The following is a 24,372-nucleotide window of genomic DNA, read 5'->3' on the forward strand; positions in this document are numbered from 1 at the left end:
CTTCCCTATTTTTGTCGAACTCAGCATAGCGTCTGTACTTCACCGAATGGCTCTTACCACGCGTCCCCTTTATCAACAACTTAGCCGTAACATCACGGCCTATCCGCCTGAAGAAGCGCGCGAGATGGCCTTTATGCTACTCGACCACTATTTCGGCCTCCGCAAAGCCGATGTATTGGCCGATAAACCGCTCCCCGCCAACCGTACCGAACCCGACTGGTTTCGGATCATCGAACGGCTTAACCGGCAGGAACCGATTCAGCACGTGATTGGTACGACCATTTTTTGCGGACTGGAATTTGAAGTATCGCCCGACGTGCTGATTCCCCGCCCCGAAACGGAAGACCTCGTCCGGCTGATTATGCACGATTTTGCCGATCAGACCGAACGGCCCGTGCGTGTCATCGATATCGGTACGGGCAGTGGCTGCCTGGCGGTAACGCTCGCCCGGTTCCTGCCCCAGTCTGACGTAACGGCCTATGATGTGTCGGAGGTGGCGCTGGCGATGGCCCAACGCAACGCCGACAAGCTTAACGCCGAGGTGACCTTTCAGAAACAGGATATTCTGGCCGTGGCCCAGCAGCAGGTGGGTACGTTCGATTGCGTGGTGAGCAACCCGCCTTACGTAACCCGCTCGGAAGCCGCCCAGATGGACAAGAATGTGCTGGACTATGAACCCGACGTGGCTCTGTTTGTCGACGACGCCGACCCGCTGATTTTCTACAAGGCCGTTGCCGATTTCGCCGCCCACAACCTGTCGGAAGCCGGTGTCTGTTACGTCGAAATCAACGAACGGTTCGGCGAAGCGACCAAGGCGGTTTTCGACGAACGCGGCTTCCAGAACGTTCAGATTTTTAAAGACATTCACGGCAAAGATCGCAGCGTCAGAGCGACCAAAAACTAGTTTGACGTTTAACGTCTAACGTTTACGATTTGCCTGCGGACCGTTAATGAACGTTAGACGTCAACCGCCAAACCTTTCATATGACCTATCATTCACAAATCAGGCAGGTACTGGCCGAAATCGGCAAGGTCGTGGTTGGGCAGGAACGCCTGCTGAACCGGCTGCTTGTTGGCCTGTTCACGGGTGGCCATATTCTGCTCGAGGGCGTTCCCGGTCTGGCCAAGTCGCTTACGATCAATACGCTGGCGAAAGTACTACAGCTTGATTTTCAACGGATTCAGTTCACGCCCGACCTGCTGCCCGCCGACCTGATCGGGACGATGATCTTCAATCAGCGCACGTCGGATTTTGAGGTGAAACAGGGACCCGTTTTTGCCAACCTGATTCTAGCCGACGAAATCAACCGGTCGCCGGCCAAGGTGCAATCGGCCCTGCTGGAAGCGATGCAGGAAAAACAGGTAACGATTGGCGAAGAGACGTTTATTCTGGACCGCCCGTTTCTGGTGCTGGCCACGCAAAATCCCGTTGAGCAGGAAGGCACGTACCCACTGCCCGAGGCGCAGGTCGACCGGTTTATGATGAAGGTGTTTGTCGACTACCTCAACAAGGAAGAAGAATTGCTGGTGATGCGGCGGATGTCGAACCTGAATTTCGACTACGAAGTGCAGTCGCTACTGGACCGCACCGACATTGCCAATATCCGCGACGAAATCAACGCGGTGAATATCTCCGAGTCGCTCGAAAAGTACATTATCGAACTGGTGTTTGCCACGCGCCGCCCCCTCGACTACGGCTTGCGCGATGAATCCCGCTACATTCAGTATGGTGTTTCGCCCCGCGCGAGCATTCATCTGAACCTCGCAGCCAAAGCCCTCGCCTATTTCGATCAGCGCGATTATGTGCTGCCGGAAGACATTAAAGATGTATGCCCCGACGTGTTCAACCATCGGGTTTTGCTCAACTATGAAGCCGAAGCAGACGGCATCACATCACTTCAGGTGATCGACTCTATTCTGCGCAAAGTGGCCATCGGCTAACGTATGAACGACTTTTGGATTTACCTCGGTCTCGGTTTTGATCACATCACCGATCCGGGTGGTTACGACCATATTCTCTTTATCATCGCCCTCTGCGCGATCTATACCCTCTCACAGTGGCGGCAGGTGCTGATCCTAGTCACGGCCTTCACCATCGGGCATTCGATCACCCTGGCGCTGGCTACGTTGCGTCTGCTCACGTTTCGCTCCGACGTGATCGAACTCCTGATTCCGATCACCATCCTGATCACGGCGATCATCAACTTTTTTTATCAGGAGCGCACGAGCCCGTTCAGCACGCGGATCAAATCACGGAAATGGGGACGCTACAGCCTCGCGCTGGCCTTCGGCTTGATTCATGGCCTGGGCTTCTCCAGTTACCTGCGCAGCCTGCTGGGTCGGGAAGCCGACATCGTTACCCCTCTATTGGCGTTTAACGTTGGTCTCGAGTTGGGCCAACTCCTGATTGTATCGCTGGTACTGGGGCTGTCGCACTTTATCCTGAATGCCTTCCGGGGTCACCGCCGCGACTGGGTGCTCATCATCTCCGGCATCGTCGCCGGCATGGCTATTTCCCTGATTATCAATAATTCGCTAGTTTCAGGGTCGTGATTTTTGTAAACCTATAAGGTTTTAAAAACCTTATAGGTTTGATATCCTTCTGCTAATACGCCAATACCGGGGATAACCAGCGTTCGGCTTCGTCGAGGGTCATATCTTTGCGGTGCGCGTAGTCGATCACCTGATCTTTATTGAGTTTGCCAACGGCGAAGTACTTCGATTCGGGGTGGCTGAAGTAAAAGCCGCTGACCGATGAAGCCGGGTACATAGCAAAACTCTCCGTCAGCACGATGTCGGCCCGACCCGCGTCGAGCAGGTCGAAGAGGGTGGCTTTTTCGGTGTGGTCGGGGCAGGCGGGGTAACCCGGTGCCGGGCGGATGCCCTGGTACTTCTCGCGGATGAGTTCGTCGTTGGTTAATTGCTCGTTAGTGGCGTAGGGCCAGAACTCCTTCCGGGTACGTTCGTGCATCAGTTCCGCGAAGGCTTCGGCGAGGCGGTCGGCCAGGGCTTTCACCATGATGCTGTTGTAGTCGTCGTGCTCGCGCTCAAACTGTTCGAGCAGCACTTCGATGCCGATGCCCGCCGTTACGGCAAACGCGCCGATGTAATCTTCGCGACCGCTTTCCAGCGGTGCCACAAAATCAGCAAGGCATAGATTGGGCAGACCGGCCGCTTTCTGGTTTTGCTGCCGCAGGAAGTGCACCACCGTTTTAGTATCGTATACCAGTTCACCCGCGGGCGTTACAGCCGCCTGTGAGGCCGCTGCCTGACTGATCTTGTATTCGACGTGCCGGTGCGATCCGTGCCGTTCGCAGGGAACCTCCCGGGTGATCTCTTCGAAATCGTGAATCAGCACATCGTCATCGGTGGCGTTGGCGGGATAAAATCCTACGACGGCTTTGGCGGTCAGCGATTTATCGCGGATGATCTGCTGCAACAGTGCATTGGCATCGTCGTACAACTTCCGGGCTTCACCGCCCACGGTAGCGTCTTCGAAAATGGCCGGATACTTACCGTGTAGCTGCCACGTCTGGAAAAACGGCGTCCAATCGATGTAGCGGGCGATCTCATCGAGCGGGTAATCGTCGAAGTAGCGGTTGCCCAGGTACGTTGGCTTGGTGGCCGTGAAGCTCGCCCAGTCGATCGACACCCGGTTACGACGCGCCTGCTCGATCGTCAGCAAGTTTTTCTCTTTCTGCCGCCGGGCGTGTTCATCGCGGAGCTTGGCGTATTCGGCTTTGATCTCGTTGAAGATCTGGTCGCGGGTGGTGCGTTCGTCGCTCACCAGTCGGCCTGCCACGGGTACGCTGCGGCTCGCATCCAGCACGTGAATCACCGGCCCCGAATAGTGCGGATCGATTTTCACGGCGGTGTGGATGCGCGAGGTGGTAGCCCCGCCGATCAGCAACGGAATGGTGAAGCCCTGCCGCTCCATTTCCTTGGCCACGCCCACCATTTCGTCAAGCGAGGGAGTAATCAGACCACTCAGGCCAATAATATCGACGTTGTGTTCGCGGGCGGCGTCCAGAATTTTTTGAGTAGGCACCATCACGCCCAGGTCGATGATTTCGTAGTTGTTACAGCCCAGCACCACGCCCACGATGTTCTTACCAATGTCGTGTACGTCACCTTTCACCGTCGCGAGCAAAATCTTGCCCGCCCCGGCGGCATCGCCAACCTGCTTTTCGGCTTCGATGTAGGGCGTCAGGTGGGCAACGGCTTTCTTCATCACCCGTGCCGATTTCACCACCTGTGGCAAAAACATCTTGCCTTCGCCAAAGAGGTCACCCACCACGTTCATGCCGTCCATGAGTGGACCCTCGATCACGTGCAGTGGACGCTCGGCCTGCAGGCGGGCTTCCTCCACGTCCTCGTCGATGAAGTCGGTAATGCCTTTGATAAGCGCGTATTTGAGGCGTTCGGCTACGGTGTTGCTGCGCCAGGCTTCGTCAACCACCACTTCTTTGCCTTTGGCTTTCACCGTGTCGGCAAAAGTCACCAATCGTTCGGTGGCGTCGTCGCGCCGGTTCAGCAGCACGTCTTCTACCCGCTCGAGCAACTCTTTGGGGATATCGTCGTAAATGGCGAGTTGGCCCGCATTGACGATACCCATGTCCATCCCGGCCCTAATGGCGTGGTAGAGGAACGCCGAGTGCATGGCCTCGCGGACGGGGTCATTCCCCCGGAACGAGAACGAAATGTTTGAAACCCCACCACTAACCTTCGCCAGCGGCAGGTTTTCCTTGATCCAGCGCGTAGCGTTGATGAAGTCGACAGCGTAGTTGTTGTGTTCGTCGATCCCCGTCGCAACGGTCAGGATGTTCGGGTCGAAAATGATGTCCTGCGGGGCAAACTTGACCTGATCGACCAGGATACGGTAGGCCCGTTCGCAAATCTGGATGCGACGTTCGTAGGAATCGGCCTGCCCGTCTTCGTCAAAGGCCATCACGACCACTGCCGCGCCGTAGCGCTTTACGAGTTGGGCGCGTTCGATAAACGCCTGCTCGCCTTCTTTGAGCGAAATCGAGTTCACGATGGCCTTACCCTGCACACACTTCAAACCGGCTTCGATCACCTCCCATTTCGAGGAGTCGATCATCACGGGAACACGGGCAATGTCAGGTTCGGCGGCGATCAGGTTCAGGTACGTTGTCATGACCTCGGCCGAGTCGAGCATGCCTTCGTCCATGTTCACGTCGATCACCTGCGCCCCGTTCTCGACCTGCTGCCGGGCTACGGCCAGCGCGGCCTCATAGTCGCCCGCCTTGATCAGCCGGGCAAAGGCTTTGGAGCCCGTCACGTTGGTGCGTTCCCCCACGTTGACGAAGTTGGTTTGCTCCGTAATCTTTAGCGGCTCCAGTCCGCTCAGTTTCTGGTAGGGTTCGGGCGTAGGCTTGGGGCGAGGCTGGTACTTCGCCATCGCGCCAGCAATGGCCCGGATATGGTCAGGCGTTGAGCCGCAGCAGCCGCCCACAATGTTGACAAACCCGTCTTTGGCGAAGCTTTCAATCTGCGCCGCCATTTCGTCGGGCGATTGGTCGTACTCGCCCATCTCGTTGGGCAGGCCCGCATTCGGGTAAGCCGAGGTATAAAACGGCGACTCGTTGGCCAGCGTCTGCACGTAGGGCCGGAGCAGTTCGGCACCCAGGGCGCAGTTTAGCCCCACGCTCAGTAGCGGCAGGTGCGACACCGAATACAGGAACGCCTCGGTCGTTTGCCCCGACAGGGTACGGCCCGACGCGTCGGTGATGGTGCCCGACACCATGATAGGTAGTGACGGCTTGCCCTGATCGGCAAAATAACGGTCGATGGCGAACAGCGCCGCTTTAGCATTCAGGGTGTCGAAAATGGTTTCGACCAGCAGAATATCCGAGCCACCGTCGACCAGACCACGTACCTGCTCGTAATACGCATCGACTAGTTCGTCAAACGTGACCGCCCGGTAGCCGGGGTTGTTGACGTCAGGCGAGAGGCTGGCAGTACGGTTGGTTGGCCCCATGGCGCCGGCGACAAACCGGGGTTTGGTGGGATCGGCCTGCGTAAACTCGTCGGCGATGGCGCGCGCTATCCGGGCCGATTCGTAGTTCAGCTCATAGACCAGCTCCTCCATGTGGTAATCGGCCATCGCGATACTGGTGCCGCTGAACGTGTTCGTTTCAACAATGTCGGACCCCGCCTCGAAATATTGCCGATGGATTTCGGCGATAATGTCGGGGCGGGTCAGCGACAGCAGATCGTTGTTGCCTTTTACGTCGTGCGGGAAGTCACGAAAACGGTCGCCACGGTAATCGTCCTCGCTGAGGTTATACCGTTGAATCATCGTGCCCATTGCCCCATCAAGGATGAGGATGCGCTGTTGGAGGAGGTCGGTGAGCTGTTGCAAATCGAGCCAATAGTTTCGTGAAAAAAGCTAATGAGAAATACCCATCAGCCCGGAATAGTACAAATTTAGTGAAAGATGGCGGGAACACGGGTAAATAGGCTCGTAGATGACACGGATGGGATGGATTTACGTGAATTTGCAAAGAGAAGGCGTCAATAATACACCTTGCTAGTGAGTGACGGGGAGGCTGTTTCGACGCATCTGCCTAGTACCTCACTATGGTAAATCCATTTCTATCTGCGTCATCCGCGTTTCAATCGTTAGTTTTGCGACCCGCAAACGATTCCTGTATCCAATGAAACTGGCCGCTATCGACATCGGTTCCAACGCCGCCCGCATGCAGATTTCCACTGTGCTAACCGTCGATGGGGTGGTTAGTTTCAAGAAGGTTGAGTACGTCCGCTTTCCGCTGCGACTGGGCCACGACGTGTTTACGCATGGCGGCCTCACCACCGAAAGTGTGCAGCGCACGGTGAAGCTCATGCAGGCCTACAAGCTGCTGATGGAACTGCATGAAGTGGAAGCTTACATGGCCTGCGCTACGTCGGCGATGCGCGAAGCCACGAATGGCCGCGAAGTGGTCGATCTGGTCAGAAGCCGGTCGGGCATTGACATTCAGGTGATTGACGGGCAGCGCGAAGCCGAGTTAATCAACAACGTGGTGGTGCTAGCCCTCGATGATCGGCAGACGCTCCACATCGACGTGGGTGGGGGTAGCACGGAACTGAACCTCTATTGCAACCGGCAGAAGATCACGTCGCGGTCGTTCAAGCTGGGTTCGGTGCGGTTGCTCGAAGGCAAAGAGACTAAGGGCGCCTGGAAGAAAATGCAGGACTGGATCAACGAAAACGTGGATCGGTCGAAGCCCGTTACGGCGGTGGGTACGGGTGGTAACATCAGCAAGCTGTTCAACCTCGTCTCGAAAACGAGTGATACCACCACGACGCTGGCCGAGATTATCCGCATGCACGACTATATCGCCGAGTTCAGCCTGGAAGACCGGATCAACAAGCTGCGCCTCAACGCCGACCGGGCCGACGTGATTGTTCCCGCCGCCGAAATCTACATTTCGGTGATGCAGTGGGCCGGTGCCACCGAAATCACCGTCCCCGACCTAGGCCTGAAAGACGGCATCTTACAACTGGTGTATGAGCAGTTGACGTAATTTTTAATGAATACTGTATGATGTACAATGAATAATGGGCTGGCGCAGCATACCACCGCGCCAGCCCATTATTCATTGTACATCATACAGTATTCATTCATCAAACCCGAATGTTCTCGGTTACGACTTTACCGTCGAAGAGGTTAACGGTGCGGTGAGCAAAGCCAGCGTCGTAGGGAGAGTGCGTTACCATGATAATAGTCGTGCCCTCGTCGTTCAGTTCGCCCAGTAGTTTCATCACTTCCTCGCCATTCTTCGAGTCGAGGTTACCCGTCGGTTCATCGGCCAGGATCAGCTTGGGTTTGGCAACGACCGCCCGGGCAATGGCCGTACGCTGCTGCTGACCGCCCGACAGTTGTTGCGGGAAGTGATTGCGCCGGTGCATGATATTCATGCGGTTCAGCGCTGCCTCCACGCGCACCTTCCGCTCATCGGCAGGCGTTTTCAGATACAGCAGGGGCAACTCGACGTTTTCATAGACGGTCAGCTCGTCGATGAGGTTAAAGCTCTGGAAGACGAAGCCAATGCTGCCTTTTCGCAACTCGGCCCGCTGCCGTTCGCTTAGCCTCGACACTTCCGTGCCATAAAAATTGTACTGTCCATCCGACGGGTTGTCGAGCAGGCCCAGGATGTTGAGCAGCGTGGATTTACCACAGCCGGAAGGCCCCATGATGGCGACGAACTCACCATCCCGAACATCCATATTGATGCCGTTCAGGGCGGTAGTCTCTACCTCTTCCGTGGCGAAGAGCTTTTGTAGATTGATGGTTTGGATCATTTTTTTTGGAGGAAAGGGAGGAAAGGGAATAAGGGGAAAAAGCGCGTTTAATGGCTTTGCCTGCATCCACCTATACTCCTCAATTCATGGCTAAAGTTGATAAATTTGAAGATCTGCTGATTTGGCAAAAAGGCCTGTCTCAGGCAATCGATTTGTATAAACTGATGGTTGCCTGCACAGATTTCGGCCTCCGTGATCAAATGCGCCGTTCAGCGGTCTCTGTACCGTCCAATGTAGCAGAAGGCTTCGAGCGACACACTAACAAAGAATTTATTCGTTACCTACGAATTGCCAAAGGGTCGAATGGCGAGCTAAGAACACAAATTCATGTAGCCATAGGCGTTGGAATTATTGAGACAACGACAGGCGAAGAGTTGCTTGCAAAGAGTCGTATCCTTTCGTCCATGTTGCAAAATCTCATCAAAACCGTGAAGAAAGTTTTCTTAAACCAGAAGACAGAATCGAGATCTACTAAGAATCACCTTGCAGGCATCCTCCCACTCCCCTTTCTCCCCTACTCAAAATTCTAGCACCTCATTATCCCCAAAATTCTCATACGAAGACGTAATCACCTGTTCGCCGGGTTGCAGTCCTTCCAGCACTTCATAGAATTCGGGGTTTTTACGACCTAGCGTGATGTTTCGTTTGGTGGCGCGCTTGCCCGAGTTATCCAGCACATACACCCAGTTACCACCCGTATCGGAGAAGAACCCGCCTACTGGCAACAGCGTGGCCTTGCTGGCTTTACCCAACTCCAGCCGAATCGGCGACGACTGTCCGCGTTTGATACCCTGCGGCGCCCCCTTCGTGAAGGTCATGTCCACTTCGAAACGGCCATTCCGCACCTCGGGATACACCCGACTGATCTGAATGCTGTGTTCCTGCCCGTTGAACTCAAACGAGCCGGTCAGCCCCGGGAATACCCGACTGATGTAGTGTTCATCAACACCCACCCGCATCTTGAAGCCGTTGAGGTCATCGATCTGCCCGATGTTCTGCCCGCGGTTGATGTTACTACCCACCTCGACGTCGATGCTCGACAGCTGCCCCGACACCGGCGCCTTAACCACCAGGTTTTCAAGCGTTTGCTGCCAGAGCGCTACGTTGCGCTGGGTACGTGCCAGGGTGCCTTCCAACTGCTGAATCTGCAGTTTGGAGTTGTCTTCCTGGTATTTCTGCGATTCGGCTTCGATTTCGCGCTGCTTGGCCAGGCGTTCGTAGGCCCGTTTGGCTTTCAGGTAATCTTCTTCCGACACCACCTTGTCTTTATACAATTTGGCCTGCCGGTCGTAGGTATCCTTTGCCTGATCAAGCTGGGCGTCCAGATCGGCGAGGTTTTTCCGGAGGGCAAACCGCTCCACCCGCAGCCGTTGACGGGTATTTTGCAGGTCGTTGACGAGCCGGTTCGCTTCCGTCTCCGATTGCAGGAAACTCAGCTTCAAGCCCTGGTTCTCCAGTTTCAGCAACACCTGCCCTTTCTCGACCTGCGTGCCCCCTTCAACCAGTTTCTGGGTAACGTACCCACCCTCGATGGCATCAAGGCGGATGGTTTTTAGTGGCTGCACCACGCCCGTTACGGCGATGAATTCTTCAAAAGGACCAATCGTTACGGGCGAGACGGTCAGTTTATCACGCTCGACATTCAGTTTGGAACGCTTGTCGGCAAAGAGAGTTACGTAGGCAATCAGACCAACGATCAGAATACCGCCTGCGGACAGCGCGATGCGTTGTTGCGTCCAGAAGCGTTTGGGTAAGGCACGATCCATGTTCAGTCAAGTCAAATTAGGTCATTCACAGTCGTCATCGGCGGCGTCAACAACATAGACTTAGACTGTTGTGGCGACACCGATGACATTCAGCCAGATACGGTTAGCCAATCTGCGTGCCAAAGTAGCATAACTGTTGATTCTAAGGCGGTTCGACACCTTTTTACGCCCCCTCCTGTCCGCATTCGGACAAACTTTCGTCCAGATGTGGACAGCCTTTTTTCGCCCCCTTTCTCACGGGCGCCACCGGAACGATTTATCGTCGATGGCGCGCATCGTGCACAGAATTCCGTCGAGATGGTCGTACTCATGTTGCAGCAATTCCGACAGCGCATCGTCCAGGTGCCAGCGCTGCGGACGCCAGTGTTCGTCGAAGTAACGGATCGTGAGCGACTTGTGCCGACGGACCCGTACCAGCAGATTGGGGAAGCTCATGCAGTCGTCCCAAAGCTCAAATGTCTCGTCGCTGAGGTCTTCCAATACGGGATTGATAAACACCACCGGCCCCCGCCCGGCGGGTGGCGGTACATTCATGTAGATGAGCCGCTTCATGATTCCCAGCTGTGGGGCGGCAATGGCCCGGCCGAAGTTGTACTTGGCCCGGATCTCCTCCATCACATTATGGAGATCGGCCACCCAACCGGCCACCAGCGGTAGCTCATCAGGCTCGACCTCGGCGCAGATCTCATACAGGCGGGGGTCGCCCAGCAGGAGCAGATCAGCCAGTCCTTTCATACGTCAATACTGCTTGAAGAGCTTGATCAACTGGCGGCTAATGACCGTGTAGCCTTTATCCGACGGATGCAGGCCATCGTAGGTCATGGCCATCGACTCCGGTGGGTAGGGGTATTCGTCGGTCGCCGGGTTAAACGGTAGGTCGACAAACGCTGGGTAAGGGTAGTTGGTGTATTGGCCCGTCGACGGTTTTTTTACCCGCTTGAACCGAACCAGTTTGTCTATCGCCAGCTGTCGGGTATGGTACAGATCCACGACCGGCAATTGCGCATAGCGACCAATCGAGTCGATGGCGTTGGCAAAGGCTTCGAGCGTCTGTCCGGACTTATTGGGCTTGTAGGAGCCGTAGGCGTTGTTTTTGTAATTAAAGAGATACACAAAATCAACGCGCTGCATGGGCGTAATCAGCACGATTGGCGCCGCCGGATTCAGCGTCCGCAGCTTATCGACAATCAGGCGAAAAGAGCCGTAGACGGTACCATTGCCGGTATTAGTCTGGTAATCACTGAGCCGACCCAAGGGCCGCCCGGCCCACCAGTCGTTGGTCCCCAGAAAAACGGTATACAGATCAGCCGGGGCAATGCCTAGCTTGTCGATCTGCTGCGCGATCTGCCCGGCCGTCCAGCCATTATGGCCCTGATTAACGTACCTGAGGTAGGGCAATTTCTCGACGACCTGCGTCATGTACCCTTTCGTGATCCGGTGCTGCGTTTCGTCGGTGTGGTCGTTCAGGTACGTTATGGAGTCGCCAATCGCTACCCAGGCCATCTCTTTATGCCTGAACGAACTGAGTAATCCGGTCAGAATGACCAGCAGGAGCAGTGGTTTCATGCCGCCCAATATACAGCAAAGCCGTGACTCAGCTATAAGCTCGGGGTCGCGTTGATCAGCTAGCCAGCTGCCAGACACTCTCTACCTGCAACGCGTATCGGGCAGGCTGGATTTCGGCCAATGACACAATAACCAGGTACGTACCTGACGCAACAAGCGCATAGCTAGTGCGCAGCCCATCTTCATTTTTATACAAGCCTGATAAGGCACTTTTCTTCAGGCCGGAGGCAACCACAAGCCGCTCAAAGCTGGGTACGTCGATCTGCTCGCCAAGCGATTCTATCTCGTTGAGTTGAACGTCCTTAATGGCAAACGTCAACGTTTCCCCACTGGTCAACTGGAGTTGTAAGGGCTTATCAATAACGTCCGCTTCGGTGCCCGATACGTATTCTTTTTGAGGCAGCCGATTAGCTAATTTAATTACCAACTAAGTTACGGTTATAGTGTCAGTCTTCCTCCCAAATAAGGGAAGGATCCATCTGTTCGTTTTTGACAAAATATTGGATTGCTTGTTCGGCCAATTGCCTGTCAATTACAATCGCCGGAGGGAATGTGCCCGCCTGTCCACCTGTAACAACCTCAATCTCATCAGCCTCATCTTCAGGTGCGACATTGGGGTTGATTAAATTAAAATACGCTTCCTGTTCACCTTGTGTATAGGTACAGACATAAGCGCCAAGCCCCCCCCCAATCATTAAGTGTCCATCAGAGGCGCCTAATACCAGTTGAGTGTATTCTTTCTGATTAAGCGCTGTTAGGCGTTCTATAACAAGATTTATGTCGGATGGACTAATAGTTTTAGTTACACTTTCGTTGCGATTAGCCGACCAAACATCGTAATCGAGTTCCATTGATTATTTTGCTTTAGGGGGGTAGTAAACCTTAGTTCCGCTAGGCGAATGTACTGTTATTTTCTCTACCCCAAGTTCTCTAGCCAGCGACCCAATGCCGTTGTATTTTCCGCAGGCATCACAAGCATCCCGATCAACCCACATTTCAGCCTCTTTGGCTGTACCTTTTTTGCCTGCATTTATTGCCTTTTGGACGGCCTCTGCCTCTGCATGTGTTTTAGTTTGCGCATTTGCCTTTAGAGTCACCTTTGTTTTAGGCTTCTGGTACTTGCTATTTGCCCCATAGAATTCATCGTTACCTATCTTAATTTTAGAGACAGTAGCATCATCTGTGGCCGATCCCGCTGGTGGTAAACTTAGGCGTTTTCGTTCTGCAGCAACATCATCGAAATGCTGTTGCCGTGTTTTGGCAAGTGTTGCACTTTTATTTTTCTTCTGCCTAGCCGCTTCCTGGGCTTCCCGCATGACTTGCTGCAACTTGCCAGCCCCCTTCTGCAAGCGAGCCACCAGCAGGCCGATACGCTCTTCCAGGTAGACCCACACGGCTCTAGCCGTGATGCGCCCGCCACCCAGCACGGTCAGCCGACGGACGGCCCCACCCGCAAACAAAATGTCGATCACGTCCAGCCCGCCCCGCAGAATAGCCTGCGCGAAGAGCTTACCTGCGGCGTCGATTTCTGCCTGATCTTTGGCGGCTATCGCTTTATGGTAAAACTCCACCAGCAGGGGCAGCACGTTCATTAGCAGGTCGTAGACCGCCACCGCTCCCATCAGAATCAACGCAATCTCACCCCCCAGCACGAAAATGGCGGTAACGGCCACGATTAGCAGCATACCCTGCCAGGTAAGCAAGCTGTCGATAATCTTCTGCACCGTTTCGACGACCTGACCCGGTAATTGCCGAATCCCGCTGGCCATCGCCAGTTTAAGCCGGTCCCACTCGCTGAGGTTAGCCGGTTTAGGCTGAACCGCCTGCACGGCCTGAAGCCCCTGCGTGGTTTCCCATGAGTGCTTCAATTGCACCCACTGGTGGTGAAGGTTTCCCTGCCGCACAATCAGCAATTCACGTTCGTTGTAGATGAACGTATGGACCTGCCCCTTCCCCATTTCGCTGATACGCCGCATCCGTATGTGCGACGACAAGGCCTGTTCCAAACCAGCCGGTGCCGGAGGGCCGTAAACGCGGGGCTGGGTACGTTGCGGCGCCATTGCCGGGCTATGGGCAGGTACCTGCTGCTGCCTGTTTTGTGGCACCGGCATGCCCTGCGAAGGCAACCCACGCGAACTAGACGTTGCCATGACGCCTTGCGGATGCTTACGTACCCAATCGATAACGGCGTTTTCAACAGTCCGTTTGTTGACTGGTCCCGACAGAATCAGTTTGTATTCCATAAGCCCAGTGAATCAATCACAACGAATACTGACTAGTTATACCTGTTACACGGCTACCCAATTACGATCTGTCGAGCCTTACTGACCGGGTTTCCAGTCGAGCCACATATTATCGTGTTCGGCGTTATTGAGGTTGATCCGCCGCGCTGTCAGGCCGAGGTCAAAGGTATAGGCGGCTGTGGTGCTGCCCGATACAAACACCTCGCGGTATTCAACGCAGTAGGTATCGTAAAACTGAAGCGTCTTTAACGTGCCTCCTTCGCTGTCTTTAAAAACGATTTTACCACTCAGCGACTTCAGCGGATCGACGCCCCAACTGGCCAGTGTACCGTTGTCAGTACCCAACAGCGTCACCCGGATCAGCCCGCTACGTACCCCGGCGTTGGGTCGGCCGCGCACATCATCGGGCTGGTTAAACTGGTAATGGCAATGCATCAGCACCATCGGGTCCATGCCCGGTATATGAAACGTTGATTCAAACGAAGCAGCCATACAAGGAGGGGGTTGGCCTGAAGGTTATGAATATCAATTGGCTTCGATGGGAGGCCAATGGTTATCGTGGTTGATGGAACCGATACTGAGCTTTTCCGGTGAAATGACGATGGTTGTCACCATATCAGCAGAGTTGTTGGTGCCATCAAAATCTTCCTGTAGATCCAGACAGAACGCGTTCTGAAACGATACGGTTTTCAGCGTCACGCCCACCATATCCACATACGTGATGGTGCCGCTCCACTGCTTGGCGGGGTTGAACATCCAGTTGGTAACCAGTGGATCAGCGGTGGTGTTGAACGAGATCGTCAGCTTACCACCATACGTTGCCGAAGCCGGGCGACCCAGGGTATCGATCTCCTGATGCATGTCCAGAATAACCGAGTTGACCCAAGTTTTAAAACTACCAACAGTGAGATAGGCGCTGAAGGATGACACGGAGCAGATAGCGGCGTTGAAAGGCCTGGCGTACAGGCGCGACCGACACTAAAAGTAACGGCTATCGGCTTACGATATATATCTACCGATGCAAAATGAACGGGTCTTTTTCGTAACCGGCACCGTAGCTACCTCATTTCAACCGACGTACCCGCCGTAACCCTTTCCCGATCGCCTGAGCCAGCTTTTGCCGGAAGGCCGGGTCGGTAATCAGGGCTTCATCCGTACGATTACTCAGAAACGGGCCTTCGACCAACAGGTTGGGGTAATCGGTAGGGCTGTTGAAAAAGAAATTGAAATGGCCCACGTTGCCAAATTCGCGGACGGGCAGCCGACGTAGCATCTCATCGAGTACCAGTTGGCTCCAGGGGCGAAAACCCAGGTGTTTGTAGTACGTACTTACCCCCTGCACCCCCACATTCCCCGACGAATTGAAATGGATACTAACAAGCAAATGGGGCAATTGCTTCCGCATGGCCCGGATGCGCACCGATGGCACCAGATTGGTATCGGCATCACGTACCAGCACTACCTGCGCTCCGGCGCGCGTCAGGTACGTGGCCAGCCGCCGGGCTACGTCGAGGGTGAGGTCTTTTTCCAGTTGGCCCGATTGGCTACCCCTCGCGCCGGTGTTACTACCGCCATGCCCCGCATCGACGGCGATCACCAGCCCTCGTAATGACCGCCCCGCTGGCGGGCGACGTACCCGGACCATAAGCGTGTTTTTCTGGTAATATACCGAATACCCCCAGTGCACTGGCCCCCGCTTTGGGCCTTTCAACGCCACGATAACCCGAATGTGCCCATCGCCCTCCGCTTCAAACCAGACGCGCTCGATCATCTGCGCCGACCTGAGTTGCGTGATCCAGTTGGTGTTGACATCGGCCCCAAATAGGTCGAGGATAAGGCGGTTGGGATCTACTTCCTGGCGAGTCTGGTACGGCAGGCGGTCGGGCAGGCGGATGGCTACGTAGTCGAAGAGCGAATCGCCCGAAACCGTCCAGTTGCCCGTCAGGTACGTTGTCGAGGCGGGTTGGGCGGCGACCAACGAGGCCGAATCGATACGTACCTGCTCGGTGGGTACGTAGGCTGTCTGATTGGGAGCCAACTGCACCCGATACAGGTTATTTTGCTGACCCGTCACTCGCAGCACCACGCCCGAATCAAGGGTTTCGCGTTTGGCGCCTCCCAAGCGGTCGGTACCGGCTCCGTAATAAAGATTCGTCAGGGACGACGTAGTGCGGCCCAGCCGGGGAAAACGCGGCACGGTGTCGGCCAGTATAGGTGCAGGAGCGATGGTGTCCGGCACAACGGTCGGTACCGTCTGGGCCAGAGCGGCCGAGGTCATTAGCCAACAGAAAATGGACAAAAAGCGCATGTCAAGTCGAAGCATAAAGAAGGGGCGCAGATGGCCTGTCGACTACCTGCGCCCCTTTTCTGAAGCGTGAAGCTACCCAATCCTAGAAGCCTTCCTTCTCGTCTTCTTTATCTTTTTTCTCTTCCTTCGGCTTGGGCGGTTCTTTCTTGGCGACCGTTGGCTTGCCTTTGGCCGCTTCCGTTTTAGCCGTCGCCGTCTTGCCTTTGCCTGTCGCCTTGGTTTTGGGAGCGGGTTCTGCCGTTGGCGTAGCCGCTGGGTCGGTTGCTTCTTCGTCAGCGGCGGCAGGCTCAGCTTTCGCCGTTGTCGCTTTGGTGGCGGCTTTGCCTTTAGCCGGTTTAGCCGTCGGGGCTGACGTCGGCTCGGTTTCGCCACCGAAGCCGTCCGCCTCTTTGGCCACGGTCGGCTCGGTGGGGGCGGGCTTGGCTTTAGGTTTGGGAGCGGTTTTGGGCTTAGTGCGCACCTTGTACTGAATCTCGTACCGCTCCACGAAGGCCGACTTATCTTCCATGTCACCCGGCACGATGGCGAGGCTAGTTTTGGTCGATTTGCTGTTTCTCAGCAGCGCCGTGATGCGGTCGTTGATTTCCTGTTCCGACGTCACAATGGCCAGCTGACCACCCGTGCCGCCAGCGGGGCGGTAGTCGTAGAACACCCACACGTCGGGCGACGAGGCCAGATACAGACTCAGTTCATCGCCATTGCCGCCCTTCCGGATCTCGATATAGCCGTCCATCTGCGCATTGATGTCGGCCGTCTGGATGTTCGACACCCCCAGCTTACCCACGCTGTAGAACGCGTTATGCAGTTCCGACCAGCGCAGGTTCGCATCGGCCAGCACCAGCGAGGTGTTCAGCTTGGGCGAAGCCGACGACAGCACCACGTGCTGATTCTGCGCCCGGTTGCGGTAGTCGTCAACGGCTTTTTTGCCAATCAGCGGGAGCATCTTGTCGGAGATCCGGTTCAGATCGTCGTCGGCGGGGGTGTCGTTGCGCTCTTCGAGGTTGGCTTCGACCAGCTTGCCGGCAATGAGCGTATTGATTGGCTCGGGAATAGCAAACGTTAGCGCCATGAGCGCGTTGATCCGGTACGTACTGCTGTCGACGTTGGCGCGGGCCGACCCACTCGCCAGCAGGTACTGGTTGGGGCGGGTAGCCAGCAGGTTCATCGCGCCCCGGAACGTCATGATGCCCTTCTCGTCGTTGAACAGGAAGGTGTTGTCAAAATCGTCGCCGAGGCCTTCGGTGCCCAATTTGGTACCGATGCGGAAGGTTTTGTCTTTTTCGTCGTAGCGCATGTAGCCCTCCGCCCGGAAAATGTCATCGTCGCGGTTGTCTTCCTTCGGCGACATGAACGTCGGGTAGATACCGGGGCTACCGTAGCGGCTCTGCAAACCCGCCACCAGCACCTGATCGCCGTCGTTTTTCAGCTTGTCGTTGACCGGAATCTCGATGGTTTCGATCACCTTCTCCTTAAACGGAATCCAGCCACTGATGAGCGCCGGGCGTTTCTTGAGGGCGGGTTTGATAAACCCATCCAGCGCCAGGTCTTTCTCGGGCGCTTTGACCAGCACCGTTCCTTTAAACTGCATTTTCGGCGCCAGCATCAGCTTATCATTTTCGTCGATGTCGGCACTGGCCACGGTGTAATAAGTAGTCAACGGTTTATCAGCACCGCGCTTGCCTTTGCGGCCCGCGACGGGTTTGCTCGACGCCTTTGCGACAGCCCCCTCGTCCGGTTTGGCTTCTTTTAACTCGAAGCTACCCATCTTGATCGACGCCGTATCGCCTTTTGCCGTCGCGAACAGGTACGTGGCATCACCGGTGAAGCGCGTCCGCGACGCCACCTGAATGTTGGCTTTGCTCATGCGGTGGAACAACGTAGTCGTGTCCATCTCCAACCGGGCATTCTTGAACGGCATCATCTCGCCGTTTCGTCGTATCGTTACCTGTCCTTTTTCGGGATAGATGCGCGCATCGGCCGAGGTCACGTAAGGCACACCGCCCACGTTGAGCATCATCTTGTCGATGTCGTACTGCGCCGATCCCGCGTTGAAGGTCAGGCCTTCCTGCTCCTCAGCCGTCGCCGTAAACGTCGACGTCTTCACGTCGCCGCGCATGGCGATGGTTTTGTTTTTGACGTTCCACTGCGCCCGGTTAATGTTGGTTTTATAGGCCGCGTACGGAAACTCCATGCTCGGCCGCAGGGTATCTTCTACGCTGCGGTTGTCGAGGTTTGTGGCCAGATCAACCAGCCCTTTCACCTGGTCAAAATCGACGTTGAGTGCCGTGCCCACCAGCACGGGCTTAGGCGCAACACCTTTCACGTCGTTCAGGGCCAGAATCTGGAACTTGGCATCGTCGGCGGAATACCCGTCTCGGTTGAATTTGATACTCTCCGAACGGACTTCTGAATCGGTGCGGGTCAGCACCCCGTTGCCGAACAGCCCCGACGCCCGCAGCAGCAGATTGCCTTCCAGCTTAGTCGTCGCGTTGAAGAAGGTGAAGCTGTTTTTCTGGGTCGTAATCACCATGCTGTCGGCCTGGGGCCACCACTTCATCGAGAAATCGTTGAGCGCCACGTTGGGGTAGTAGGTCTGCGCCACGCTTGGCTGACGAACCACGCGCTGCCCCTTTTTAGCCGGAGCCGCCGCCACTTTGGTCGTCTGCGACTCCACGATCTGCCCCGTCGCGCCGCTGGCAATCACCGAGTCGGGCATAAAGAGCAGCTCTTTCGTGGTAAGCGAAGCCGCCAGGTGGTTCAACGTACCAGCCGCCTGTAACCCCTTTTTGTCCATCGTAATGTCGCCCGCAAACTTCACGTTCGACTTGGAGCCGTAGACCGGGTAGCCCCCCGCCGGTGGCGTGTGCACGAAACCCAGCGTCTGATCGGGCATGGTTTTCAGCTCGGCCTGAAACGGCGGCATGATCCCACCGGAATGGAACGTACCTACGAACGAAATATCGCCCTTGCCCACGCTGTCGTTGTCGATGGCCGGTATCTTGAAGTACACCTTCCGGTCGTAGCGGCGGTCGCCCCGGTCTTCCTGATCAAAATAGGCCGTCATACCTTCGGGCATCACCAGCCGCTGCGTGGTTTTCTTGCCCTTCATCCGGCCCGATTTATTGTCGGCGGTAGCGAAGAAGACCGAGCCGGGTTTGTCGTATTTGATGTCGCCGCCAATCTCGTCGGTACGACCCTGATCGGCCAGTTTCTGCGGCGTGAACGTGATCGAGTTGATCTTGTTCATGTTCAGCCCAAACTTGTCGTAGTCAAACGCCAGATCGACGCCGTTGTAGCGCATGTTGCCCGACTTCATCTGCCCCGTAAACACCAGCGACCGCCCTTTGGCAATCCGCAGCGTCTTGTCGGCGGGCATCCCGTACAGCTTCAGCGAATCGCTGATCGTGAACCGATCGACGCCCCGCACCACCAGATACCGCTTGGGGTCGGTGAGGTTGATGGTCGCGTTTTTCAGCGAATCGTTGGTGTTGAAGTACGACTTGACCTCGAAATTGTCGTAGTCCGATTTGTCGTTGTAGGCAAAATAGTAGAGCGCTCCTTTCCGGCTCAGCCGCAACGTACCTGTACGCGGGTCGCGGTCGAGGTAGCCCTCCATCACCATCCGGTTGAGGGCACCGCGCAGCGCGGCAGCGTTCACGTTGGGCACCGAGTTGGTGATATCGTCATCCAGAAAGGTCTGCTGCTTCGTTTTGGCGATGTAATTGGCTACAATCTGGATGGGATGAAACCCGTAGTCGACGGCGATCGACGAATAGCGCTCCGGCTGGAAGTAGTCGAACGACTCCATGCGCATGGGTACGTCGCGTTTGGCCGCAACCTGGTAAAACTCAATCTTCTGTTTGGCTACTTCCCAGCGCACTACCTCGGGCACCACGAAGAATTTATGGTAGCTGTCGGCAAACGGCACGCGCCCATAGCCCGTGCGGTCGACGCGGTTAAACCAAGCGGTGCGGGTTGTTTTGTCAAACTTGAACTGAACGGAGGGGTGCGTTAGCGAGTCGCTTTCGTACAAATACCCCGTCAGTTGCACCGCCGAAGCCGTAATGAGCGAGTCGACAAACTCAAATTTGCGGCTGATGAGCTTCAGCGCCGTTTTTTTGTTCTGATCCTGAATCGTCAGCACGGCCGGTTGACCATCGGCCGAGGCGCCAATCAGTTGCAGCCCTGCCAGCGCCAGCCCGCCCTTGTAACTGATGCCCGCGCCGAGGTTGGGAATCACCTCGTTGTTGCGGTAGGAAGCAAAGCGGGGGTATTCGTCGGGCCGGTTGGTGTACCGCTTTTTGCTGACGTATTCAAACGCGCCCGAAATGGGTTTGCTGCCTTTTTCGTAGGTCAGCGTTACGTCGTCGGCCACCATGCGCGGGTTCATCGCCACCATGCTGTAGTCGCTCAGCGTGACGAAGCGATCTTCTTTCCCCTGCAACGCCCAACTGAACGTCCCCCCTTTGCCGACCCAAATGCCGTCTTTAAGCAGGAAATACCCGCTTGTGCTGTTGACCAGCGCCGAATCGCCGTTGGCGACAATGGCCAAATGCGCGTTGGACACCATCACGACGGGACCAACTACCGCCGGAATGGGTCGGCGCGGAATAGGCTTATACAGTACGCCGATCTGTTTGGGTTGCGTCGAATCGATACCAACGGGAGCGTCCCAGCCGTCGAACCGCGACTGTGCCTCGTTTTTCAGGTCGACGGCGGCCTGCGTCGAGCTAACCTGCCCGGTGGTGGTGCCGGGCTCAACGTACCTGAACTCGAAGGTACCGCCCAGCAAAAAGGTCTTGTTGTACTTGGCGGCGTAGAGTTCACGCCGTTGCAGAAACGCCCGCATCGCCTCGACGGTGCGCGTGTAGGCTTTCTGGTCGTTCTGGGCGAACTGCTTCTCAGCCACCGTCAACAGGTTGTCGATGTCGGGCGGGTTCACGGCTGGTTTGGCCGTGTAAATGATATGGTAGATGGCCGCAAACAGGGGTACAAACTGCGCCGTAGGCTGGTAGCGCTTCTGCACCTGCTGCCGACACAGCACCATCAGCCGCTCCCGTTGCGCGGGCGTCAGCATGCCATCCGTCCAGATCGACTCCAGATCGGCGGTGGCTTTCACGGCCTCCGGGCCACCCCTTGCCATAAACGCCTTCAGATCGGGCAGAAACTGATCGGGTTTATCAGACAGCTTGGTTACCTGCGCCAGCCCGACAGCGGCGGTAAGGCAAAGTAGGAATAGACTATGTAGTACAGTTTTCATCAGTATCCTCAATAGTTGCAAAACGCTATGGCTAGCGCCGGGAAGCTGGCGCGCAGCCCGCACAGATCCACCTACTTTAAACGTTTTTATGCCCGTTATATTGACTGCCGAAACAGGATCGACGCCCAGCCATTTCGGGTGAGCTGCGTCTGCACCGTCAGGCCCGCTTCGGCCGCTTTCGCGACGATATCGGGCGCGTCAAATTCATAGAAACCACTCACCATCAGATGACCGGCTGGTTTCAGGTACGTTACGTACGTCGGGATTTCGGCCAGCAGCACGTTCCGGTTGATATTGGCCAGAATGATCTCGAACCGTTCGTTTGCCTCCACGCCCGCAATGGTCCCCTGAAACACGCGTACCTGATCAGCGCAACCGTTCAGCGCGGCGTTTTCGATGGCATTCTCCACGGCCCATTCTTCAATGTCGAACGCCAGCGCATCGGCAGCACCCAGCTTGATGGCCAGGATGGCCAGGATACCCGTGCCACTCCCCACATCCAGCACCGACTTGCCCGCATGATCGAGGCCGAGCTGATGCTGCATCATCATGTGCGTGGTCTCATGATGCCCTGTCCCGAACGACATTTTGGGGTTGATGAGCAAATCATACGTAAACGACGGATCGGGCTCATGAAACGACGCCCGCACCCGCACCGATTGCTCCGCCGACGTACCCGACTCGGTTCGTACCTCGATGGGCTCGTAGTTCTGTTCCCACTCGGCGTTCCAGTTTTTCTTTTCCAGCGTCTGGGTCAGGTACGTGATCGGCGTCTGGCTGGCGTAGCGCGCTACCAGTTCATCGACCGCATCGGGCAAAAACGCATCCTCGGTGATGTAAGCGTTCAGGCCTTCGTCGGTTTCGACAAACGATTCAAAGCCCAGTTCGGCCAGTTCGGCGGTCAGGATGTCGGCGTAATCGGGCGAAAGCGTCAGTTGTACTTCAATGTAATTCATGCAATAAAGGTACGCCGACGCCCCGAAAGCAACGAACATTGGCCAGGTGGCGTATCCGAAGATACATTCACAGTTACTCACCAATCACTATGCGTTTTACACTGATTCTTGCTTGTCTGCTGGTCACTACCCTTACCTACGCTCAGGACAACATCATGCTCCGTTCGGGCGAAGAAATACCGGCGAAAGTGCTGGAAGTCAACCAGTCCGAGCTGAAATACCGCAAAACCGCCAACCCCGATGGCCCCATTTACACGGCCCCGCTGCGCGACGTTTTCCTGATCAAATACGCCAACGGCACCAAAGATGTGTTTGGCAACCCACCGGCCACGCGCCCGGCAGACGCAACCGCTCCGGAGGCTGGCCTCGATAAACTGCGCTACAATAGCCGCTGGTTCAACCGGCATTTCGAGGATGGACTGGGGCGGCGGCTCTCGATGCGCGACGCCGAAGAAGCCTTTCAGCGTCAACCCGACGCACTGACGGCCTTTGATCGGGGGCGGTCGCTACGTACTTGGTCGGCCATTACGGGGGGCACTGGTGTAGCCCTGATTGGCGTTGGTGCTGGATTGGCCCTATCGGATCGGCATGGCCCAATAGGTCGTGATCATACGGTGTTCAACCCTGGCCGGGACAACAACGGCCGACGGAACACCCATATCGGGGCCGCCGTGGCGGGCAGCGGAGTACTACTAGGAGTCGCCTCATTGTGGCTGAGCCATCGGGCGTCGGTGCAGTTCCGGCGCGCCGCCGATCGCTATTCGATCCGACCGGTATCGACCCTGCGCATAGCTCCCGCCAGTAAGGAACCAGGCCTTGGCTTGCTGCTGACACTCAATTGATGGAAACGCTAAACCTATAAGGTCTTAGACGGGGTCGCCTAGACGGGGTCGCCCAGACCTTATAGGCTTGAAGAGGCCTAGCTAAAATGGGCCTACACAGCGCCTTTTTCCTCATCCACTTCGGTGATGGTGTATCCAACGGCGTGTGAGCCGGGCGAGACATCGGCGTGAGCCCATTTGGCGTATTGCCGGGTAAAGGCTGCGCCGTAGTAAAAGATCAGCGAGCAGTAAAAGACAAACAGCAGCACCAGCGTGATAGCGCCCGCGCCGCCGTGCAAGGTACGGAGTTGGCCATACGTCAGCAGCCGGGTCAAGGTCCATTCACCCAGCAAAAAAAGAGCGCTCGTGACCCCTGCGCCCACCCGCACCGCCGAAGCGGGCACCCGCACGTCAGGGATGACGGTGAACAGCATGGCGAACCAAACAGCCATCACCACGAACGAGATCACAAACCGCAAAAAGCCAGGAACCTCGCTGATCGACTCCCAGGTTTCGGTAACGGTCGTGGGCGCATACATCGGTAGCGATAACCGCTGCACCAGCGTAGCAGACAACAGGAAAAGCAACCCCGACGCCAGGATAAGGCATAGCGCTACCAACCGATCTCTCAGCCCGTAAAGCACCGAGTGCCGCGCGGTGGCCTTCACATTCCAGAGCTGATTGAGCGAATTTTTCACCACGGCGAACAACGTCGTGGCACTGAGCAGCAACACCACAATGGTGATCGTCAATTCGATACGGTCCGTTTGGCGAGCCTGTAGGTGGCGCGAGATATCCTGAAGCTGCCGGGCACTTTGCGGACCAAACAATTCGGCCAACTGCCCAAATAATTGTCGGCTCATGGAATGATGCCGCGTGTTGACGAACGTACCCAGCACCTTGTTGAGAATCACCACGATAGACGGCAACGCGAAAAAGGCAAAGAAGGCCGTGGCACCCGCCATCCTGACCGGATCGTTGGCGCTGAAGTTGCTGAACGCCTGCCGAAAGAGGCTTAGATACGGAATGAATCGCTTCAACTGACGGTCTGTTTCTGCCGCTTGCGACAACGTACCTGATAGCTAGACTACAGCCGTCGAACAAGTCGGCCTGTGTTGGCATAA

At 56.1% G+C, this 24,372-nt stretch carries 20 protein-coding genes; 6 read left to right on the forward strand and 14 right to left on the reverse strand.

Annotated features, from left to right (window positions below):
* Positions 1–46 precede the first annotated feature (46 nt).
* The 3 genes from prmC to FAES_RS27460 all read left to right on the forward strand — a co-directional run bounded on the left by prmC (position 47) and on the right by FAES_RS27460 (position 2,553).
* Positions 47–904 (forward strand): peptide chain release factor N(5)-glutamine methyltransferase, encoded by an 858-nt coding sequence (gene prmC, locus FAES_RS27450; protein WP_015334476.1) that lies wholly within the window; start codon positions 47–49, stop codon positions 902–904.
* Between the two features lie 80 nt (positions 905–984).
* Positions 985–1,941 (forward strand): AAA family ATPase, encoded by a 957-nt coding sequence (locus FAES_RS27455; RefSeq protein ID WP_015334477.1) that lies wholly within the window; start codon positions 985–987, stop codon positions 1,939–1,941.
* Between the two features lie 3 nt (positions 1,942–1,944).
* Complete coding sequence (locus FAES_RS27460; RefSeq protein ID WP_015334478.1) at positions 1,945–2,553, forward strand: HupE/UreJ family protein; 609 nt, start codon at positions 1,945–1,947, stop codon at positions 2,551–2,553.
* Between the two features lie 52 nt (positions 2,554–2,605).
* Here the strand turns inward: FAES_RS27460 and metH are convergent, their stop codons facing one another.
* Complete coding sequence (gene metH / locus FAES_RS27465) at positions 2,606–6,331, reverse strand: methionine synthase (RefSeq protein WP_374755366.1); 3,726 nt, start codon at positions 6,329–6,331, stop codon at positions 2,606–2,608.
* Positions 6,332–6,680: 349 nt separating this feature from the next.
* Here metH and FAES_RS27470 point away from each other — a divergent pair, with 349 nt between their 5' ends.
* Positions 6,681–7,550 (forward strand): Ppx/GppA phosphatase family protein, encoded by an 870-nt coding sequence (locus FAES_RS27470; protein WP_015334480.1) that lies wholly within the window; start codon positions 6,681–6,683, stop codon positions 7,548–7,550.
* A 100-nt stretch (positions 7,551–7,650) separates the two neighbouring features.
* Here FAES_RS27470 and FAES_RS27475 read toward each other — a convergent pair whose 3' ends face one another.
* A complete protein-coding gene (locus FAES_RS27475; RefSeq protein WP_041258440.1) occupies positions 7,651–8,328 on the reverse strand; it encodes an ABC transporter ATP-binding protein in 678 nt (225 codons plus the stop codon).
* Between the two features lie 86 nt (positions 8,329–8,414).
* Here FAES_RS27475 and FAES_RS27480 point away from each other — a divergent pair, with 86 nt between their 5' ends.
* Positions 8,415–8,858 carry a four helix bundle protein gene (locus FAES_RS27480; protein WP_083891513.1) on the forward strand — a complete coding sequence of 148 codons (444 nt, stop codon included), beginning with the start codon at positions 8,415–8,417 and terminating at the stop codon, positions 8,856–8,858.
* Here the strand turns inward: FAES_RS27480 and FAES_RS27485 are convergent.
* The 11 genes from FAES_RS27485 to prmA all read right to left on the reverse strand — a co-directional run bounded on the left by FAES_RS27485 (position 8,847) and on the right by prmA (position 22,427).
* Positions 8,847–10,094: an efflux RND transporter periplasmic adaptor subunit gene (locus FAES_RS27485; RefSeq protein ID WP_015334482.1), complete on the reverse strand. Its 1,248-nt coding sequence runs from the start codon at positions 10,092–10,094 to the stop codon at positions 8,847–8,849. The genes FAES_RS27480 and FAES_RS27485 overlap by 12 nt on opposite strands.
* Before the next feature lie 234 nt (positions 10,095–10,328).
* Complete coding sequence (locus FAES_RS27490; protein WP_015334483.1) at positions 10,329–10,829, reverse strand: peptide deformylase; 501 nt, start codon at positions 10,827–10,829, stop codon at positions 10,329–10,331.
* Between the two features lie 3 nt (positions 10,830–10,832).
* Positions 10,833–11,660: an SGNH/GDSL hydrolase family protein gene (locus tag FAES_RS27495; RefSeq protein ID WP_015334484.1), complete on the reverse strand. Its 828-nt coding sequence runs from the start codon at positions 11,658–11,660 to the stop codon at positions 10,833–10,835.
* Between the two features lie 55 nt (positions 11,661–11,715).
* Complete coding sequence (locus FAES_RS27500) at positions 11,716–12,087, reverse strand: hypothetical protein (protein ID WP_015334485.1); 372 nt, start codon at positions 12,085–12,087, stop codon at positions 11,716–11,718.
* Between the two features lie 19 nt (positions 12,088–12,106).
* Complete coding sequence (locus tag FAES_RS27505) at positions 12,107–12,511, reverse strand: Imm1 family immunity protein (protein ID WP_041258441.1); 405 nt, start codon at positions 12,509–12,511, stop codon at positions 12,107–12,109.
* Positions 12,512–12,514: 3 nt separating this feature from the next.
* On the reverse strand, positions 12,515–13,810 hold the full coding sequence (locus FAES_RS29835; RefSeq protein ID WP_198409040.1) for a deaminase: 1,296 nt from the start codon (positions 13,808–13,810) through the stop codon (positions 12,515–12,517).
* Positions 13,811–13,981: 171 nt separating this feature from the next.
* Positions 13,982–14,395 (reverse strand): type VI secretion system tube protein TssD, encoded by a 414-nt coding sequence (gene tssD / locus FAES_RS27515; RefSeq protein WP_015334487.1) that lies wholly within the window; start codon positions 14,393–14,395, stop codon positions 13,982–13,984.
* A gap of 33 nt (positions 14,396–14,428) precedes the next feature.
* A complete protein-coding gene (gene tssD / locus FAES_RS27520) occupies positions 14,429–14,833 on the reverse strand; it encodes a type VI secretion system tube protein TssD (protein ID WP_015334488.1) in 405 nt (134 codons plus the stop codon).
* A 133-nt stretch (positions 14,834–14,966) separates the two neighbouring features.
* The gene (locus tag FAES_RS27525) at positions 14,967–16,226 is read right to left on the reverse strand and encodes an N-acetylmuramoyl-L-alanine amidase (protein ID WP_015334489.1); all 1,260 of its coding nucleotides are present in this window, start codon (positions 16,224–16,226) and stop codon (positions 14,967–14,969) included.
* Positions 16,227–16,293: 67 nt separating this feature from the next.
* Positions 16,294–21,471 (reverse strand): hypothetical protein, encoded by a 5,178-nt coding sequence (locus FAES_RS27530; protein WP_015334490.1) that lies wholly within the window; start codon positions 21,469–21,471, stop codon positions 16,294–16,296.
* Positions 21,472–21,566: 95 nt separating this feature from the next.
* Positions 21,567–22,427 (reverse strand): 50S ribosomal protein L11 methyltransferase, encoded by an 861-nt coding sequence (prmA, locus tag FAES_RS27535; protein WP_041259572.1) that lies wholly within the window; start codon positions 22,425–22,427, stop codon positions 21,567–21,569.
* Positions 22,428–22,516: 89 nt separating this feature from the next.
* Between prmA and FAES_RS27540 the strand changes: the two genes are divergently transcribed.
* The gene (locus FAES_RS27540) at positions 22,517–23,269 is read left to right on the forward strand and encodes a hypothetical protein (RefSeq protein ID WP_015334492.1); all 753 of its coding nucleotides are present in this window, start codon (positions 22,517–22,519) and stop codon (positions 23,267–23,269) included.
* A gap of 92 nt (positions 23,270–23,361) precedes the next feature.
* On the opposite strand, the gene FAES_RS27545 is transcribed toward FAES_RS27540, so the two are convergent.
* A complete protein-coding gene (locus FAES_RS27545) occupies positions 23,362–24,288 on the reverse strand; it encodes a YihY/virulence factor BrkB family protein (protein ID WP_041258442.1) in 927 nt (308 codons plus the stop codon).
* Between the last annotated feature and the right edge of the window lie 84 nt (positions 24,289–24,372).

It is taken from the genome of Fibrella aestuarina BUZ 2 (assembly GCF_000331105.1).
Taxonomy (GTDB): Bacteria; Bacteroidota; Bacteroidia; order Cytophagales; family Spirosomataceae; genus Fibrella; species Fibrella aestuarina.

Bases quoted from the DNA above. Each gene is read 5' to 3' on its own strand.
- prmC (WP_015334476.1), top strand. From the start codon at position 47: ATGGCTCTTACCACGCGTCCCCTTTATCAACAACTTAGCCGTAACATC.
- FAES_RS27455 (WP_015334477.1), top strand. From the start codon at position 985: ATGACCTATCATTCACAAATCAGGCAGGTACTGGCCGAAATCGGCAAG.
- FAES_RS27460 (WP_015334478.1), top strand. From the start codon at position 1,945: ATGAACGACTTTTGGATTTACCTCGGTCTCGGTTTTGATCACATCACC.
- metH (WP_374755366.1), bottom strand. From the start codon at position 6,331: ATGGGCACGATGATTCAACGGTATAACCTCAGCGAGGACGATTACCGT.
- FAES_RS27470 (WP_015334480.1), top strand. From the start codon at position 6,681: ATGAAACTGGCCGCTATCGACATCGGTTCCAACGCCGCCCGCATGCAG.
- FAES_RS27475 (WP_041258440.1), bottom strand. From the start codon at position 8,328: ATGATCCAAACCATCAATCTACAAAAGCTCTTCGCCACGGAAGAGGTA.
- FAES_RS27480 (WP_083891513.1), top strand. From the start codon at position 8,415: ATGGCTAAAGTTGATAAATTTGAAGATCTGCTGATTTGGCAAAAAGGC.
- FAES_RS27485 (WP_015334482.1), bottom strand. From the start codon at position 10,094: ATGGATCGTGCCTTACCCAAACGCTTCTGGACGCAACAACGCATCGCG.
- FAES_RS27490 (WP_015334483.1), bottom strand. From the start codon at position 10,829: ATGAAAGGACTGGCTGATCTGCTCCTGCTGGGCGACCCCCGCCTGTAT.
- FAES_RS27495 (WP_015334484.1), bottom strand. From the start codon at position 11,660: ATGAAACCACTGCTCCTGCTGGTCATTCTGACCGGATTACTCAGTTCG.
- FAES_RS27505 (WP_041258441.1), bottom strand. From the start codon at position 12,511: ATGGAACTCGATTACGATGTTTGGTCGGCTAATCGCAACGAAAGTGTA.
- FAES_RS29835 (WP_198409040.1), bottom strand. From the start codon at position 13,810: ATGGCAACGTCTAGTTCGCGTGGGTTGCCTTCGCAGGGCATGCCGGTG.
- tssD (WP_015334487.1), bottom strand. From the start codon at position 14,395: ATGGCTGCTTCGTTTGAATCAACGTTTCATATACCGGGCATGGACCCG.
- FAES_RS27525 (WP_015334489.1), bottom strand. From the start codon at position 16,226: ATGCTTCGACTTGACATGCGCTTTTTGTCCATTTTCTGTTGGCTAATG.
- FAES_RS27530 (WP_015334490.1), bottom strand. From the start codon at position 21,471: ATGAAAACTGTACTACATAGTCTATTCCTACTTTGCCTTACCGCCGCT.
- prmA (WP_041259572.1), bottom strand. From the start codon at position 22,427: ATGAATTACATTGAAGTACAACTGACGCTTTCGCCCGATTACGCCGAC.
- FAES_RS27540 (WP_015334492.1), top strand. From the start codon at position 22,517: ATGCGTTTTACACTGATTCTTGCTTGTCTGCTGGTCACTACCCTTACC.